Raw genomic sequence first — 16,239 nt, forward strand, 5'->3', positions numbered from 1 at the left:
GCTCTCGCTGAACTCGGGCACTAGAATTCCGACCGATCTGGTCGCGCAGGTGCACAGCCAGACCGCAATCGGCGAACAGTTCGTCGAGCTGGTGCCGCGCAGCGGCAACGAGCCTGCGTTGAAGAACGGCGACGTCATCCCAGCCGACCGCACGACATTGCCCCCCGATATCGACACGATCCTGGCCGCAACGAACACCGGCTTGCAGGCAGTGCCGCGCGATGACCTGAAGACGGTGATCGACGAGTCGTACACCGCGGTCGGTGGGCTTGGCCCCGAACTCGCGCGCATCGTGAAAGGCACCACCCGGCTGGCCGCCGATGCCCGCGCCAATCTATCGGCCATCACGACGGTGATCGACGGCTCCAAGCCGATCCTTGACACCCAAGTCGACACCGCGGATTCCATTCACGCGTGGGCGGCCAACGTCGCCCAGATCACCAGGGAGGTGGCGAGCCAGGACCCGGCGGTCAACGGGATCCTCGATAAGGGGCCCGCCGCGGTCGACGAAGCACGCAACCTGATCGACAGGGTGAAACCCACGCTTCCCATCGTGCTCTCCAATCTGGTCAGCCTCGAACAGGTCGCGATCACCTACCAGCCGGCGATCGAACAGCTACTCGTGCTGCTCCCCCCCGACGTGGCGATGCTGCAGGCAGCTGAGCTGGCCGACCGGGACACCAAACAGGACTACAAGGGGCTGTATCTGTCGTTCAATCTCAACGCCAACCTGCCACCGCCCTGCACAACCGGGTACCTGCCGCCCAATCAGATCCGCTCCCCCAGCGAGGTGGACTGGCCGCAGCGACCTGCCGGCGACCTGTATTGCCGGATCCCGCAAGACTCACCGCTGAACGTCCGAGGAGTGCGCAACTTTCCGTGCTTGACCCGGCCGGGCAAGCGCGCTCCCACCGTCAAGATGTGCGAAAGCGAGGAGGACTACGTCCCACTCAACGATGGCTACAATTGGAAGGGCGACCCGAACGCCACCCTTTCGGGCCAACCGGTCCCTCAAATGCCGGCTGGCACAACTGCACCCGCACCGAAGGGCGCGCCGCTACCGCCGCCGATCGCCACCGCCGTCTACGACCCTGCCACGGGCGCGTACATCGGCCCCGACGGCAAGCCATACACCCAATCCGACCTCGCGCCGGGCACCCAACCGCGCAAATGGGAAGACCTGTTAGTGCCTCCCGGAGGGAGCTGAGTAGTGTCCCCTAGGCTTGACGCCGGTCTCATGCTCCCTGACGAAACCGCTTGCGGGCGCATTCACATCTGGTCACCGACTGCTACTAACGCGGGCATCGGCAGTCCTCGACGCAACCAGTTCGCGCGGTCAAGGACCATCGTGTGCCCCGGTCAGATCGAGTACCTCCGAACAACCGTTCTTGATTTTGGACCGACAACAATAATGTTTAGACTGGTCTGTACAATGAGTGGTGTGCGATCGCGAGCACGCATGAAGGCCAACAGTGGCCCGCCTAGACCCTCTGGAGAATTGATGAGTCAGTCAGCGTCGACCGGCCAGCGCACGGTCTCCGATGTGGGCCGAACCGACCGCCCGACCCTCTTCCTCTTGCGCCGGCATCCGCAATTCCGGCGTCCTGTTACATCCGTAAAGGCCCCGCAACAATGGGAATTACCATGAGCCTTCGCGACGAACGAGGCCCCTTCGCGGTAACACACGAACGCGACATCAGCATGACCACCCGCGACGGGAAGAAGCTCATCGCTGACGTCTACCGACCCACGGGTGTCGACTCAGCCCCGGTACTCCTCCGCCGGACCCCCTACGGAAACCGAGCCAACGACCTCGCCGAGACCTTCAACGAAGCCGACTTCTACGCCTCGCAGGGCTACCTAACCGTCGTACAGAACACCCGGGGCCGCTTCGGGTCAGAAGGTGTCTGGTACCCATTCGCCTACGAGGCAAACGACGGGTACGACGCGATCGAATGGGCCGCACACCTTCCCGGGTCAACCGGGCGGGTCGGGACGTTCGGCCAATCGTATGGGGCATTGGCCCAGTACTTGGCGGCATCCGTGCGACCGGAACACCTGGTGACGTGCATTCCGGTTTCGGCACCTCTCGCCGCGTTCGAGAACTATTGGTATCAGCGCGGCGCCTTGGAGTTGAGTTGGACGCTGAGCTACTTCCTAAACATGGCAGTCGACGTCTTGGGTGCAAATGATGACGCCGACCGTCTCGCTCGGCTCGAGGCGCTCAAAGCAGACCCGGCGGTTCGATTCTCGCCGCTAAAGGATGAGGCACTACGCCACCTGCCGCTGTCAGACTGGATCGAAACCTTCGGTGCCGGCGCGCCGTTCCTTGCCGACGTGCTGCACCACTCGACTGACGGCGTCTACTGGTGGGCAGTCGACCTCCGCCGCCAGCTCGCCAACATCGACGTTCCCATGCTGCATCTCGGCTCTTGGTATGACATCGCAAACTGGGACACTCCCCAGTACTTCAACGGGTTACGCGAGCAGGCAATGTCCAAACGCGCGCGCGAGAACCAAGCAATGATCATGGGCCCCTGGGCGCATCTGCTGCCGTACAGCCAGCCGACCTCAGGAGGCACCGGCGACATCGACTTCGGTCCGCAGGCGGCTACGTCGTTGGTCGCCGCGCAACTCGCATGGTTCGACCACTACCTCAAGGACGACGGAGCAGAGCTTCCACGGACCCCAGTCCGCATCTTCGTCATGGGCGAAAACCAATGGCGTGACGAGAGGCAATGGCCATTAGAGCGGACGAACTTCGTCGACTACTACCTACATGGCGGAGGTCGTGCCAACACCGCGGACGGCGACGGGACACTGGAAGCGCAGGTCCCAGGACAGGAAGAACCTGACCGGTATGGCTATGACCCCGATGATCCCGTTCCAACTGCCGGCGGACGGTACGTGGGGGGAGGCGTCCGCGACCAGGACGCGAATCAGGCTCGGCGCGACGTCTTGGTCTACACCGCTGACGCGCAGGATCGGCCCGTCGAACTCACCGGTCCCATCGATGCATACCTTCATGTCAGTACCGACGGCCCGGATACGGACTTCATCGCCGTACTTTGCGATGTGCACCCCGACGGCTTCGTACAAAATCTAGCCGAAGGGATTGTGCGCGGCCGGTTCCGAGACTCCTTCGACGACCCGCAGCCGATGCAGCCGGGCACCGTCTACGAGCTACACGTACCGCTGGGCAACATCAGCCATGTCATCGCGACGGGACATCGGATTCGACTGCACGTCACGTCGAGCAACTTTCCTCGGTGGGACCGGAACACCAACACCGGCGAGCGCATCGACACGGCGAACCGCACCAGGGTCGCTGAGCAGACGCTGTTCCACGACACGCTACGGCCATCCCGCCTCATTCTGCCCGTCGTCCCGGCGTGACGCGGACACAGCCAACGTCCATCGAACTCGAACCGACAGTCAGAGAAGAGTGAGGCGATGGATCTACGGCAGATCGACTGTTTCCTCGAGGTGGCGCACGAACTCCACTTTGGCCGAGCCGCCCAGAACTTGTTCGTCGCGCAGTCGTCAGTGTCGGAGGCAATAAGGGCACTGGAGCGCGAGGTGGGCGGACCCCTCTTCGACCGGACCAGCCGTCGAGTTTCCTTGACACCGCTCGGAGTTAGCTTCCGGCTCGGCGTCGACCCGGCCACCGCCGCGTTGCGGAAGACGCTGGCAGAATGCCAGCATCAGGCTCGCGGAGAGGCAACGGTCCTGCGAGTGGGATTCCTCGGAGGTGGCCTCTACGAGTTGACTCTTCCGTTGATGGCGAAGGTGAAGGAAGTGCTACGAGGGGTGGCCCTGGATTGGGTGGAGCTGACGCTCGTTGACCAGTTTCAAGCGGTTGTCGACGGCCGGGTCGATGCCGCATTCTGCCGCCTCCCCCTGGCGCACGATGACGTCGTCGCCGGTGACAACTTGCTAGTAGATGGCCGAAAGTTGGTCGTACCCATAGGTCACCGGCTGGAACGCGTGGGTCTCATCGACCCCGAGGAACTTGCATACGAGGCACTTCCTTCGGTTCCCGACGATCCGCAAACCATGCCGTGGACTGCATTTCACTTCCCGCGATTCACTCCCCACGGCCATCCGATCGGAAGGGGTCCTGTCGTCAGGACCGTCCGTGAGTGCTTGGCGGCAGTCGAAACAGGAGATGCCGTGGTGGTCATGTGTTCTCGCTCGGAGTCATACTATTCGAATCCTGGTGTCCGATACCTGAACATCGATCTTCCGCCCGTTCCGACGGCTCTGGTCCGGAGACGGTCCGATACTCGCCAAGCCGTCCTGGATCTGGAGAAATGTGCGCAGAGCGTAGCGGGGGCACGAACCGCTGCGTAGCAACAACCTTCGTGGACCGCGAGCGCGTCGTTCAGTGGAAGCCGACGAAAGCCTTGAGGGCCTCGGGATTCTGGAGCGTCGCGATGCTCACCGCCTTGTCCGGAGCGACACCCGCGATGATCCGCTTGACCGGAACCTCGCACTTCTTGCCATTGAGTGTGCGCGGGATACCGTCGACGACGACGAACCGGTCGGGCACATGCCGCGGGGACAGTCCCGAGCGCAGCACTGTACGCAGCGAAGGCTCCACGTCCGCCAGGTCAACTCCGGTCCGAAGCACCAAGAAGCACAACAGCTGACCCTCGCCGGTGGCTCCGAGTTCGGTGGTGTCGATGACCAATGAGTCCACGACACCGTCGAGCCCCTCGACCACTGCGTAGAAGTCCGCGGTGCCCATGCGCACCCCACCCCGATTCAGCGTGGAGTCCGACCGGCCGTAGATCACGAACGAGTCCCGAGGTGTCCTCCGTATCCAGTCGCCATGCCGCCAGGAACCCGGGAAGTGCTCGAAGTACGCCTCGCGCAGCCGATTACCCTCTGAGTCATTCCAGAAAGACACCGGCATGGAGGGCATCGGCCTACCGACGACGAGCTCGCCCACCTCATCCTGCAAGGACTGGCCGTGCTCGTCCACGGCGTGTACGTCCGCTCCAAGACACGCGCACGACAGCTCGCCCAACCACACCGGCACCGTCGCTGCCGATCCGACGAACGCCGTGCAGACATCGGTTCCGCCCGATATCGAGCAGATCTGAATGTCCTCGCCAACCGCTTCCGCGACCCATCGGAAGCCTTCTACCGACAGTGGCTGCCCGGTCGAGCCAAGAGCGCGCATGGCAGACAGATCGTAGGACTCCCGCGGCCGTAGCCCTACCTTGAGGCACGCCTGGATGAATGGTGCCGACACACCGAACACCGTGACCCGATACTTCTCGGCCAACGCCCATAGCACCCCGAGATCCGGATGACCTGGGTTGCCGTCGTAGAGCACGATGGTCGACCCGACCAACAAGCCGCCGATCAGAAGGTTCCACATCATCCAGCCCGTGGTGGTGAACCAGAAGAACCGATCACCCGGACCGAGGTCGTTGTGCAATCGATGCATCTTCAAGTGCTCGAGCACGATTCCACCGTGGCCATGGACGATGCCCTTGGGCAGGCCCGTCGTACCCGACGAGTACAGCACCCATAGTGGGTGGTCGAAAGCCACCGGCTCGAATTCGAGCCTTCCCGGTCGCCGGGTGAACTCCGCCCATGGCATGGTTCCCTCGAGTGCGGCCTCCGAATCGAGGTAGGGAACCAATATCGTTTGCCGCAGCGTCGGCAGTTTCGCCCGTAGCGTTGCGACGGTGTCGCGAATGTCGAACCGCTTGCCGCCGTAGGAGTAGCCGTCGACGGCGAGCAGCACCGTCGGCTCGACCTGGGAGAACCGGTCGCCGACCGCCACTGGCCCGAACTCCGGCGGGCAGGACGACCAGATCGCTCCGAGCGATGCTGCCGCAAGGAACATCACCAGCGTCTCCGGACAGTTCGGCGCCAGTGCGACCACCCGGTCGCCGAGGCCAACGCCAGCATCAACCAGGCCCGCTCTCGCTCGTCCGACCCGATCACGCAACTCTGCGTGCGTGATCGTCTGCTCGAGGCCGTCCTCTCGCGCAAAAAGCACCGCGACGTCGCCATCTTCACGGCCCGGGCCCGGCGTGAGTGCATGCTCGGCGTAGTTCAACGTCGCTCCAGGAAACCATTGGGCACCAGGCATCTTCGATGAACCGAGTACCGCTGATGGCGGGTCCCAAAAGACCACTCCGAGGAACTCCGCCGCAGCCGACCAGAAACCCTCCAGGTCTCGTACCGACCAGGCGTGGAGCTCGGCGTAGTCCAGACCATTCACGTCGACGCCGCGTATTCGACGCACCCATTGGCCGAATTTCGCGATCGCGGTCGTCTGCGCGTATTCCGGGGAGGGCGACCACAGCACCTCGGCGTCAACCGCCTCCATCGTGTCTGACCTTTTCCTAACGCCCTGCGAACTCTATCCGCGGGCGCGGCCTGCCCTCGCGATACGCCGCGATACCGCTCTTGAGGCCGTTCGCCCAGTCGTCGGACTTCAGGAGCGGCAGGTACACGTCGGCCACGATGTCGTCAGCCGCGGCGACACCTCCGACTTTCCAGGCTCGCAACAGGGTCTTGTGAGCCCCATGGGCCAGCGTGGGACCGGCGGCGAGTGACTGGGCGAAGCGCTTGGCCTCGGCAAGCAGGTCGGCTTCGTCGACCAAACGATTCACCCCGCCGTGCCGATACAGGACTTCGGCCGGAACCTCCTCGGAGGTAAGTGCCCACTCGTAGGCAAGCAATGGGCCAACTCGCTGGGCCGAACGATAGACTCCGCCCAACGCCGTCACGAGCCCCAATGATTGCTCCGAATGGCTGAATCGCGCGGTTTTCGTGGCAAAGATGATGTCAGTATGAAGAACCAGCTCCCAGCCACCGCCATTGCACAAGCCTTGCACGGCTGCAATCACCGGGATCGGCAAATGCTCAAGCCGATTGAAGACATTGAGATAGCCGCCCAACTGGGCTGCCCACTCTTCCGGTTCAAGCGTTTCCCAAGTAACGATGTCGCCGCCGTGACAAAAGTCGGGACCGTCGCCTGCCAGTATCAACGCCCGCGCGTGCTGGCTGATGACTTCGTCGATGGCTTGCTCGATTTCGGTCACCATCGCCTTGTGAAATCGGTTGTCGGGAGGCTTGCGCAGCGTGATTGTCGCGACGCCGGATTCCACGTCGAGTCCGATATTGTTCGCCATGATTGCCGATCACCCTTCTCTATTGAACTGACGCCATGAAAAAGCGCCGATGGACGCATTGACTTGCGAATCTGAAGACCACGCTATCAACTCGCTCAAGACAATCAAGGGGCGAATGTCGAACCATTAATCGGCTGTGTCGATCGGTGCAATCGTGGTGCCGGTACGGATCACTCTGCTCGGTGCTCCTGGGCGGCCGACGCCTTCTGTCGCAGCGCAAATTTCTGGATTTTGCCGGTGGATGTCTTCGGCAGCTCTCCGAATGTCACGGTCCTGGGTGCCTTGAACCGGGCCAACTTCGCCTTTACGTGGTCGATGATCTCGGCCTCAGTCACTGAGGCCCCGTCCAGCAAAGTCACGTAGGCGGCAGGGACCTCCCCCCATCGCTCGTCAAGCACGGCGACGACCGCGGCCTCCAGCACGGCGGGATGGTCCATGATCACCTGTTCGACCTCGACCGATGCGATGTTCTCCCCACCCGAGATGATCACGTCCTTGCTGCGGTCGCGAACCTCCACGTAACCGTCGGGATGCACCACACCGACATCGCCGGTACGAAACCACCCATCGGGCGCCGCGGCGGCGGTCGCCTCCGGATCCTTGAAGTAACCGAGCATTAAGTTGTTGCCCCGCAGCACGATCTGCCCGGTCGTGCTGCCATCAGCTGGAACGTCGGAACCGTCATCGGCGATCACCCGGGGGGTAAAGGTGATCATGTTTCCCACGCCTTGGCGTGCCTTCAGCCGGGCCTGAGCGTCGGCGTCAAGGCCGTCCCATTCCGGCCTCCAGTCACACAGCATCGCTGGGCCGTGAGCCTCTGTAAGCCCGTACAAATGCATCACTTCGAAGCCCAGCTCCCCCATCCGACGCAGAATCGCGGGCGACGGCGGAGCACCACCCGTCGCGATTCGCACGACCCGATCGCGAGGTATCCCGCCGGCTGCCTCCTTCGCATAGGCGATCATCGACAGCACGGTCGGTGCCCCGTTGAGGTGTGTGACGCCCTCCTCGCGGATGAGACGCCACACTTCCGCGGCGTCCACCTTCGGCAGGCACACGTGCGTCGCGGCGGCGGCTGTCACCGCCCACGGGAAGCACCAGCCGTTGCAGTGGAACATCGGCAGCGTCCACAGGTGCACGGCGCTCGGGGTCAACCCTGTGTGCGCGACCATTGCCAGAGCCTGCAGATAGGCTCCCCGATGGTGGTACATCACGCCTTTGGGCCGTCCCGTGGTGCCCGATGTGTAGTTGATAGACAACAGCGATCGTTCGTCCATCGGCGTCACGTGCAGAGGTGCCGCGGCCGTCAGCATCGACTCGTACCCCCCGTCGTCGCCGACGCCAGCCCGAATGCGTCGAGGCGGGTTCGTCATCCGCGCCGCCGCAGCTTCCACCAGTTCGTCAAATGCCGGATCGTGCACCAACACCGCAGCCTCGGAGTGCTCCAAGATGTGCGTTACCTCGCCCATTGAGAGCCGGGTGTTGATCGCGACCAGCGGAACACCCGCCCACGGCACCCCGTAGTGGGCTTCCAAGAGTACGTGGGTATTTGGCGCCAGGACCGCGACGGGGCGGCCGTGCGCGAGGGGCCCGACCGCTCCGGCCAGCTGCATGCATCGCTGATGTAGTTCGGCGTAGGTCCATCGGCGATCGCCATCGACGACTGCCGCACGTTGACCGTGGGCCGCCGCGGCCCGGTCCAGGTACGCGGTGGGACTCAGGGGCTCGAATGAGAGATCGATTAGTCGATCAGACAATGTCGGCTCCTCTTGCCCGGCGATGTCATGGTTCGCCGCTCATCTGGCTTTGGGCACCGACTTCGCCGACGGCGCCTGGGTTCGTATGTGCCCTGAAAAACGCTGCGAGATGGTCGATGGCGATCGCGGACTCGGGCACGCCGGCAAAAACGTACACCGGCCAGTCGTGTATTCCGTGGCGCCACGACTCGAACGTCACCTCGACACCCACGCCAAGCGCGGCGTCGCGGATGCGGGTCGCGTCGTCGTAGAGGATTTCGTTCTCGCCGACCTGAATGAACAGCGGGGGAAGGCCTTTCAGGTCGGCAAACACTGCTGAGCAACGGGGGTCGTTGCGGGCGCCTTCGCCGACATATGTGACAGCCATGGACTCGATTGTTTCGCGAGTAACGTATGGGTCCATCTCTTTGCGCTGATTGATCGACGCTCCGGTCAAGGTGAGATCGGCGAACGGCGAAATGACGGCGACGCTAGCGGGCAGCGCCAGCCCTTCGTCTCGGGCGGCGACGGTCACTGCGATGGCAAGGTTGCCGCCGGCCGAATCACCCAGGACGGCCAACGTCGCAGGATCGGCGGCGCATTCATCGATCAGCCAACGGTAGGCCGCAAGACAGTCGTCGAACGCACCGGGGAAGGGCGTTTCGGGGGCGAGTCGATAGTCGACGACATGTACTCGGGCGTTGGCGCCCAGAACAACCGCGGCGGCCAACGGAAGGTATCTGTCGGGTGGAGAACCGCTGACGTAGCCGCCGCCGTGGAAGTACACAACCGTGCGATCCGGCTGATTGAACTGTGGCTCAAGGGTAATCGCAGGTACCCTGCCGAGATCCGTGTCGGTGCGCGTCACGCCCTCGATCTGTTGTCTGGCGTTGATGTCGCGGGTGCCGGCCGTGTCGTCAACTGACTTTGACCGAGCCTTCACGACGCCAACGATCGCCTGTAGCAAAAGGGACGAGCCGCTGGCGCCGTCGGGACTCGGGGTGGGATCCTCCGCTCGGATCAAGTCCGGTTCCTTCCGTGCGTGGTCGCGATGTGGATGATGGTGCCGGCCTTTGGTCATTCGGTTGCGAGAGCCGTGGCGTCGCTGCGCAGTACTGCTTCCACTGAATTTCTGAGCGTGTCGAGTTCATGGTGATCAGCGACGTCGTATACCCGCGAGTGGTCGTCGAGCACACACACTGTTCCGACGACGTGGCCATCGGGACTGCGAATGGGTAGACCCAGATAATTCGACAGGCCGAACTCGGTCTCGTCCTCATTGCCCGCGAATGTCGCGTCAACGCGCGAGTCGCGGACGAAGAGCGCCTCTCCGCCATCAACGACGCGTTCGCAATAGAGCGGTACGCGGTCACTCGCGTCGCCGGCCTTCTGTCCAACGCCGCCGACGCGGTAGTGCGCTGATGCCGGTCCGGCCGTCGCCGCGACGACCATCGAGCTGGGGTCGGACCGCATGATCAGCACGGATTTGACGCCAAGTCTCTCAGCGATCGCCCCGAGCGCCGGTGTCAGCGACTGCATTCCGGGTGTGCTGCTGGGGACTGTCGCCTGCTCTTTTCGTTGCCTTGGGTTTGGTGTCGTCATTGCTTGGGCATCTTCCTGTCTCGTTGGGAGGCGAAGTCTCCGTTATCGGTAGGTGCCACCGGACAGCGGGATCACCTGGCCATAGAACGTCTCGGTGAGGTCGGAGCACAGATACAGTGCGAGGCTGGCGGACTCTTCGGCTGACACCATCTTCTTGCCAGGCATCCGCCCGATGAGTTCGTTCCAATGTTCGTCGGTCCCACCGGCGCCGCTGCGCATCAGGTTGTTGTCGACGTTCTCTTGGGCAATGGCGTTCACGTTGATGTTGAACGCTGCTAGTTCCAGACCAATCGCCTTCACCCACGCGTTCTGCGCACCCCGCGATGCGCCGTAGATCGACAGGTAAGCCGGTGGTACCACATCGACGATCGGAGTCAGCAGGGTCGCTGCGCCGGTCATCCCGGCGAGTCCGGTGACCGCCACGATCTTGCCTCCGCCTTGGCGTTTCATGCGTGTGACGGCTGCGCGGGTGACGCGGTAGAAGGAAAAGAAGTTCTGTTCGAACATGTCGTAGACGCGCTCGTCGTCGAGCTCGTCGAAAGGGATCGACCCGACGATGCCGTAGTTGCTGACCAATATGTCGAGGCTGCCGAACTTCTCGTCAATGGCGCTGAACATCGCAGCGACATCGCTGGGTCGCGTCAGATCGGCCTCGATGATGTTGCCACCACCGGAGTTCCGCGTTGCATACTCAGCGTGTGGCTCCGCGTCGGCTCGTTTCCGGTCTTGGGTGACGACGATCGCACCCGCGTCGGTGAACGTGCGCGTGAGCGCCGGACCCATGTACTGAGATACCCCGGTGATTAGGGTGATCTTTCCGTCGAGTCGCATAGTCGTCAGACTTCCTTCCCTCATTGGTGGAGTCCGTTTCCGTGTACGGACTACCACCACGCGCGCCGGTCACAGTCGGAGTGGCGGACCAAGACGCACTCACGGTCCTGTGGCACTGCGACTTTCGGACAGACTCCAAGGTTCCCGGCAGCGACCGGTCCCCGATAAATTCTTAGACAGATCAGTCTAGATACGAGACTACGACTCGGCAGCGGGACTCGTCAACCCCTGGCAATTGGCGATGAAGTGCATTTGTGTCGCTGGGCCCGTGTTCCGACTGAGTCGTTCAAACACGTTCGATGTGGGCGCTGCAGGTCTGACGGTCCACCGTGGCGACGACGAACCAGGGCTACGTGCGGCGGGTGATACTTCTGTCAGGTGGAACTGGAAGCTTTGGCAGCGGCCATGGTGAGGCGGGCAATCCGTTTTGCCGTCAACGCCGCTGCGCGCCCTGGAGGGGCGAAGCCCGCGGTTGCCAACGCCCCGTGATAGAACACGATCAGCGCATCTGCCAGCGCCTCGAAATCCGAAACACCAGTGTCAGCGGCCAGTTGGCGGAAGCTCTGATCCACCCAATCACGGTACTCGTTGGTCACCAATTGCTGAGCCTCCCCAGCCTGGCCCTCTGCGGCAGCGTTGTTGAATGGACAGCCCCGAAAATCAGGTCGCGATACATAGTCGGCCAGTGCATCGAACACCGCCAGGATCTTGGCGTCCGCGTCCTGCGCGCCGACCTGCGCCGCCTCAACGGCGTTGCGCCACGTGGCCAGACGGCCATGCAGGTAGGCAGCGGCCAACCCATCCTTGCCGCCAAAGATGTAGTAGAGCGAACCCCTTGCCACGCCCGCCTTTCCGATGACGGCGTCGATTCCAGTGGAAAACACGCCGTCGCGATAGAACAGCTCATCAGAGGCGGCCAGCAGCCGCTCGCGCACCGACGGCCGTTTGCCCACCTTCGTCACCACCATCATTGAAGAATACCAGACAGACCTGTCTGTAAGTGCTACGGCGCTTGTGTCACGCACCGCTGCGAGGCCCGGCTGTTTTGCCAGCCCAACCATTGACGATGCCCACCTTGCCGCATCGCTAGCTTGGCGGATGCCCGCTGTTTATACCAGTCAGTACGATAGGCGGTGGCGCTGCAGGGGCATGACCATGGCAATCGAGGACGGCAGCCGACCCAGGGCATCTCCCGCCCACAATTCCGACGAAACAGCCCGTCACAGCGCAACCATCAAGCTGTCCACGAAACCCACCGTTGCAATGCATTCCACATTGCCAGCATCGCTCCCCACCGGACCCGGAAGACACACCGTGACCAAAGTTTCGTTCAGCGCAAGTCGTCTCACCGCGAGGACAATTCGATGTAGTCGATAGGGCTCTCGCAGAACCGGGACCCGGCTACGTGCGGGTCGCCGTGCAGGCATGCGGCATCTGCAACTCCGATTCGCTGTTCGTCGACGGCGACCGGCCAGGCATACGGTCTCCGGTCACGCCTGGTCATGAAGTCGCCGGCCATGTCGATGCCATTGGCGACGGTGTCCAACGTTGGCATCCGGGTGATCGGGTGGCGATGGGCTGGTCGGGAGGTTACTGCGGCGTATGCCGCAACTGCCGACGCGGCGACTTCGTCCTCTGCGAGGACGGCACCGTCACCGGCTGGCACGACTCGTTCAGAACTGGGCAAATCATCGTGTCCTGCAAGGCATCCCCTAGGCGTGTTTCCCATTCCGCGTGCGGAGAGCCTCCGCCATCGAACAAACATCCGGGTCCGGGAATACGCCGGTGGAGCGAGATGTTGACCACCCCATTAGACCGATCGGTCCAATCGCTGTCAATTTTAGGAGTCAGTCATGACGAGCCCCGGCGTGGTCAAGGATCTGCAAGGCAAGGTCGCGCTGGTAACGGGCGCGACGTCAGGGATAGGTCGAGCCGTCGCGGGGCAGCTAGCCGCGCAAGGGGCCAGGGTGGTTGCGCATGGCCGCGATGCGACCCGCGGCGCTGACGTGGTCGCTGAGATCGAAAAAAACGGCGGGTCAGCTCGATTCGTCCGGGCCGACCTGAGCGATCCCGCCGAGGCACTGCGACTGGCCAACGAGGCCGGCGAGGTCGAGATCCTGGTGAACAACGCCGGAGTTCCGTGGTTCGGCCCGACGGAGAAGTTGGACGCCGAGACTCTGGACCAGCTGTTTGCCGCCAACGTGCAGGCGCCATATCTGTTGGTGACAGTACTGGCCCCCAAAATGGTGGCGCGCGGCAGCGGGGTGATCATCAACATGGCCAGCAGGGCCGGCACCATCGGCCAGGCTGACAGCGCAGCCTATGGCGCCACCAAGGCCGCACTCGCCTCCTTCGCCCGCTCCTGGGCTGCCGAATACGCACCCGGCGGAGTTCGCGTCAATTCGGTCTCCCCAGGGCCCGTGTACACCGGCGCAGCCAAGCGTCAACTATTCGACGTCTCAGGCAGCACGACCACGCTACTGGGCCGCGCCGGCGAACCGTCCGAAATCGCAGACCTCGTCGGATATTTGGCCTCACCCCGCGGGTCATTCATCACCAGCGCCGACTTCGCCATCGACGGTGGACGACCGGCCGCCCGGCCCGACTCGGGGAGATCCGCACTACTGACCACACAGTCGTCGTGAAGTGATTGGCACCCAGGATGTTTCGGTGATTCCGACAGTCAACGCCAACTGCGTTCTCGGGCTGATCGAATGTCCCGCTGGGCGCTAGCCGCCAGCAGGCGGTCATTGACGCCGCGGCCCCGTCGCACATCGTCACCGACGGGGCCGCGGCTCCCGGCGCGACCGGGCGCGGGTTCAGGGGAAGACGGTCGGCACACGCATCGTCGACAACGAGGTTCCTGTCGAACGGAACTGGTAGCTTTCGCAGCGGCCGTAGGTGAGGCGGGTAATGCCTTTGCCGCCAAGTTGGCCGTGCGGCGAATCATTGTGCTCCGCTGGCCTTCTCGATGGCGGGCATCGATCTTGACCGAAAGTGCTCGGTTACGTAGAACAGCTCATCAGAGCACCAACGGGGTTTCGGTCCTCGTCTCTGCCATTGCGACGATCAGACTGACTGGTCTGAACTGCCGTCACCGTGGCCTTCTCGATGGTGGTCGATCGTGGCCGCCGGCGACCATGTGGGTCGTCTCTCCCATCACCCGCTCGTTGACGTATTCCAGACAGGCGAGCGTTCGATGGTGGGGATTGAACGGCACTTCGGCGCCAGGGTCCGCACCGACGACCTCCCGGTTCAGGATCGCTCCAACCTGCCGCGGCGCACGTGAGAAATGCTTTGGATCACGGGAAAAGGGCTACCTCGTTAACCCAGTAGTTTACGTGTGCCACCGCGGCAGCAGTGCTCTCCGACCGTCCAGTGTGTCCCATCTCGATTTCGGCGACACGCCAGCGGACCGAATCCCGTCGCGCGCTCCGCGCTCGGCCAGTGCTGCCGCCGCACGGTGAGCGGCCAACTTGACAACGCATCCCCCAACGGTATCGTTTGTACTGGTCTGTTCAAATCATTCAAAGGGAGGACCACGATGGGGAATGCGGCAAAGGAGCGCAACAAGGCGTTCGTATTGGAGGCGTTCGACACGTTGTTCAATCGGCGTGATTACGCAGCGGCGCAACGGTTCTGGTCGCCTGATTACCTCCAGCACAGCGCGCACATCGAGCCGGGCCGTGACGGCCTGTTCAATCTGATCAAGGCCTCACCGGCAGAGATGCGTTACGAGAACGCGCTGACCATCGCCAACGGCGACTACGTGATGCTGCACGGCCGGTTCTCCAATACCGGGCTGCCGGCCAACTGGATCGCCGTCGACGTCGTGCGCATGCAGGACGGCCTGCTCGCCGAACACTGGGATGTCCTGCAGGACGAGGCCACAGCGGAGGAGTCCAAGAGTGGGCTCCCCATGTTCGGCGACACCTTCCCGACGAGGGGCTAACGCCATGCCGACCAAGATGAACATCTCCGCCCAGTTCGCCACCTCGCTGCACTCCCCCGAGCACATCGCGGCCGCCGAGCAACTCGGCTACGACCGGGCCTGGCTGTTCGACACACCGCACCAAAGCCCGGACGTGTGGATGATGCTCGCGTTGGCGGCCGAACGCACCACGACGATCGGCCTGGGTCCGGGCGTGCTCGTCCCCACCCTGCGTCATCCCATGGTCAACGCCTCGGCCACCGCGGCGCTGGAAGCGCTTGCCCCAGGCCGGGTCGCGGTCGCATTCGGCACCGGCTTCACCGGCGCCCGCGCGCTAGGCGCCGCACCGAGCACCTGGTCGTTTCTGGAAGACTACGTCCGCACGTTCCGCGCCCTGCTCCGCGGCGAACCCGTCCGCTGGCAGAACTGCCTGATGCAGATGCTGCACCCACCCGGGCACGCGCCCGAGCGCCCCGTCGAGGTGCCCATCCTCATCTCCGCGCTCGGCCCCAAGGGCGTCAACGTCGCCATCGAACATGCCGACGGGCTGTTCAGCGTCAACGGCGAGACCCGTTACGCCACGCAGTTCACCTGGGCTGCCCTCGGCGTGCACGGCACCGTCCTCGCTGAGGGTGAGCCCCTGGACTCGCCCCGGGTGCAAGCGGCCGCTGGGCCGGGAAACGCATTGGCCTACCACGCCGCATACGAATTCGGCGGCGATGTCACCACACTCCCCGCTGGCGACGTGTGGCTCGAGACCATCAACCAGACCCCGGCGCAGGAGCGGCACCTCGCGGTGCACGACCAACACCTCGTTGGGCTCAACCGCGCCGACGCCGCGGCGTGGGCGGCGGGCAGTTGGAAGGCCATCACCCAGACCACCCTGACCGGCACAGCCGACCAAATCAGCCGCCGCGTCGCCGAACTCGCCGACCAGGGCATCACCGAAATCATCTACCAACCGACCGGGCCCGACATC

16 protein-coding genes are annotated in these 16,239 nt (G+C 63.5%); 8 read left to right on the forward strand and 8 right to left on the reverse strand.

Annotated elements, in window-relative coordinates; all coding sequences use genetic code 11:
- The 3 genes from QOC69_RS28440 to QOC69_RS28450 form a co-directional block, all read left to right on the forward strand.
- Window positions 1-1,207, forward strand: a 1,207-nt coding sequence (locus QOC69_RS28440) for an MCE family protein (protein ID WP_526445869.1), incomplete at its 5' end; no start/stop codon positions are given.
- Between the two features lie 437 nt (window positions 1,208-1,644).
- On the forward strand, window positions 1,645-3,396 hold the full coding sequence (locus QOC69_RS28445; protein ID WP_526445870.1) for a CocE/NonD family hydrolase: 1,752 nt from the start codon (window positions 1,645-1,647) through the stop codon (window positions 3,394-3,396).
- 57 nt (window positions 3,397-3,453) lie between these two features.
- Window positions 3,454-4,353: a LysR family transcriptional regulator gene (locus tag QOC69_RS28450; protein WP_526445871.1), complete on the forward strand. Its 900-nt coding sequence runs from the start codon at window positions 3,454-3,456 to the stop codon at window positions 4,351-4,353.
- 31 nt (window positions 4,354-4,384) lie between these two features.
- On the opposite strand, the gene QOC69_RS28455 is transcribed toward QOC69_RS28450, so the two are convergent.
- The 8 genes from QOC69_RS28455 to QOC69_RS28490 all read right to left on the reverse strand — a co-directional run bounded on the left by QOC69_RS28455 (window position 4,385) and on the right by QOC69_RS28490 (window position 12,884).
- The gene (locus QOC69_RS28455) at window positions 4,385-6,352 is read right to left on the reverse strand and encodes an acetoacetate--CoA ligase (RefSeq protein ID WP_526445872.1); all 1,968 of its coding nucleotides are present in this window, start codon (window positions 6,350-6,352) and stop codon (window positions 4,385-4,387) included.
- A 16-nt stretch (window positions 6,353-6,368) separates the two neighbouring features.
- A complete protein-coding gene (locus QOC69_RS28460; RefSeq protein ID WP_526445873.1) occupies window positions 6,369-7,160 on the reverse strand; it encodes an enoyl-CoA hydratase/isomerase family protein in 792 nt (263 codons plus the stop codon).
- Between the two features lie 170 nt (window positions 7,161-7,330).
- Complete coding sequence (locus tag QOC69_RS28465) at window positions 7,331-8,917, reverse strand: AMP-binding protein (protein ID WP_526445874.1); 1,587 nt, start codon at window positions 8,915-8,917, stop codon at window positions 7,331-7,333.
- Window positions 8,918-8,942: 25 nt separating this feature from the next.
- A complete protein-coding gene (locus tag QOC69_RS28470; RefSeq protein WP_526445875.1) occupies window positions 8,943-9,764 on the reverse strand; it encodes an alpha/beta hydrolase in 822 nt (273 codons plus the stop codon).
- Between the two features lie 209 nt (window positions 9,765-9,973).
- Window positions 9,974-10,498 carry a GAF domain-containing protein gene (locus QOC69_RS28475; protein WP_526445876.1) on the reverse strand — a complete coding sequence of 175 codons (525 nt, stop codon included), beginning with the start codon at window positions 10,496-10,498 and terminating at the stop codon, window positions 9,974-9,976.
- A gap of 42 nt (window positions 10,499-10,540) precedes the next feature.
- Window positions 10,541-11,329 carry an SDR family NAD(P)-dependent oxidoreductase gene (locus QOC69_RS28480; RefSeq protein WP_526445877.1) on the reverse strand — a complete coding sequence of 263 codons (789 nt, stop codon included), beginning with the start codon at window positions 11,327-11,329 and terminating at the stop codon, window positions 10,541-10,543.
- A gap of 374 nt (window positions 11,330-11,703) precedes the next feature.
- On the reverse strand, window positions 11,704-12,297 hold the full coding sequence (locus QOC69_RS28485) for a TetR/AcrR family transcriptional regulator (protein WP_526445878.1): 594 nt from the start codon (window positions 12,295-12,297) through the stop codon (window positions 11,704-11,706).
- A 377-nt stretch (window positions 12,298-12,674) separates the two neighbouring features.
- Complete coding sequence (locus tag QOC69_RS28490; protein WP_526445884.1) at window positions 12,675-12,884, reverse strand: hypothetical protein; 210 nt, start codon at window positions 12,882-12,884, stop codon at window positions 12,675-12,677.
- Here QOC69_RS28490 and QOC69_RS28495 point away from each other — a divergent pair.
- From QOC69_RS28495 to QOC69_RS28515, 5 genes are all read left to right on the forward strand, one after another.
- Window positions 12,780-13,334 carry an alcohol dehydrogenase catalytic domain-containing protein gene (locus QOC69_RS28495; RefSeq protein ID WP_526445882.1) on the forward strand — a complete coding sequence of 185 codons (555 nt, stop codon included), beginning with the start codon at window positions 12,780-12,782 and terminating at the stop codon, window positions 13,332-13,334. The two genes, QOC69_RS28490 and QOC69_RS28495, sit on opposite strands and share 105 nt — an antisense overlap.
- Window positions 13,228-13,974: an SDR family NAD(P)-dependent oxidoreductase gene (locus QOC69_RS28500; protein ID WP_526445883.1), complete on the forward strand. Its 747-nt coding sequence runs from the start codon at window positions 13,228-13,230 to the stop codon at window positions 13,972-13,974. Before QOC69_RS28495 ends, QOC69_RS28500 begins: the two co-directional genes overlap by 107 nt.
- Window positions 13,975-14,453: 479 nt before the next feature.
- Window positions 14,454-14,618 (forward strand): hypothetical protein, encoded by a 165-nt coding sequence (locus tag QOC69_RS28505; RefSeq protein WP_526445879.1) that lies wholly within the window; start codon window positions 14,454-14,456, stop codon window positions 14,616-14,618.
- 255 nt (window positions 14,619-14,873) lie between these two features.
- Window positions 14,874-15,281: a nuclear transport factor 2 family protein gene (locus QOC69_RS28510; protein ID WP_526445880.1), complete on the forward strand. Its 408-nt coding sequence runs from the start codon at window positions 14,874-14,876 to the stop codon at window positions 15,279-15,281.
- Window positions 15,282-15,285: 4 nt separating this feature from the next.
- Window positions 15,286-16,239, forward strand: a 954-nt coding sequence (locus QOC69_RS28515; RefSeq protein WP_526445881.1) for an LLM class flavin-dependent oxidoreductase, incomplete at its 3' end; no start/stop codon positions are given.

It is taken from the genome of Mycobacterium sp. (assembly GCF_032162105.1).
Classification (GTDB): Bacteria; Actinomycetota; Actinomycetes; order Mycobacteriales; family Mycobacteriaceae; genus Mycobacterium.

Bases quoted from the DNA above. Each gene is read 5' to 3' on its own strand.
- QOC69_RS28490 (WP_526445884.1), bottom strand. From the start codon at position 12,884: ATGCCAACGTTGGACACCGTCGCCAATGGCATCGACATGGCCGGCGAC.
- QOC69_RS28475 (WP_526445876.1), bottom strand. From the start codon at position 10,498: ATGACGACACCAAACCCAAGGCAACGAAAAGAGCAGGCGACAGTCCCC.
- QOC69_RS28450 (WP_526445871.1), top strand. From the start codon at position 3,454: ATGGATCTACGGCAGATCGACTGTTTCCTCGAGGTGGCGCACGAACTC.
- QOC69_RS28445 (WP_526445870.1), top strand. From the start codon at position 1,645: ATGAGCCTTCGCGACGAACGAGGCCCCTTCGCGGTAACACACGAACGC.
- QOC69_RS28455 (WP_526445872.1), bottom strand. From the start codon at position 6,352: ATGGAGGCGGTTGACGCCGAGGTGCTGTGGTCGCCCTCCCCGGAATAC.
- QOC69_RS28460 (WP_526445873.1), bottom strand. From the start codon at position 7,160: ATGGCGAACAATATCGGACTCGACGTGGAATCCGGCGTCGCGACAATC.
- QOC69_RS28480 (WP_526445877.1), bottom strand. From the start codon at position 11,329: ATGCGACTCGACGGAAAGATCACCCTAATCACCGGGGTATCTCAGTAC.
- QOC69_RS28485 (WP_526445878.1), bottom strand. From the start codon at position 12,297: ATGGTGGTGACGAAGGTGGGCAAACGGCCGTCGGTGCGCGAGCGGCTG.
- QOC69_RS28510 (WP_526445880.1), top strand. From the start codon at position 14,874: ATGGGGAATGCGGCAAAGGAGCGCAACAAGGCGTTCGTATTGGAGGCG.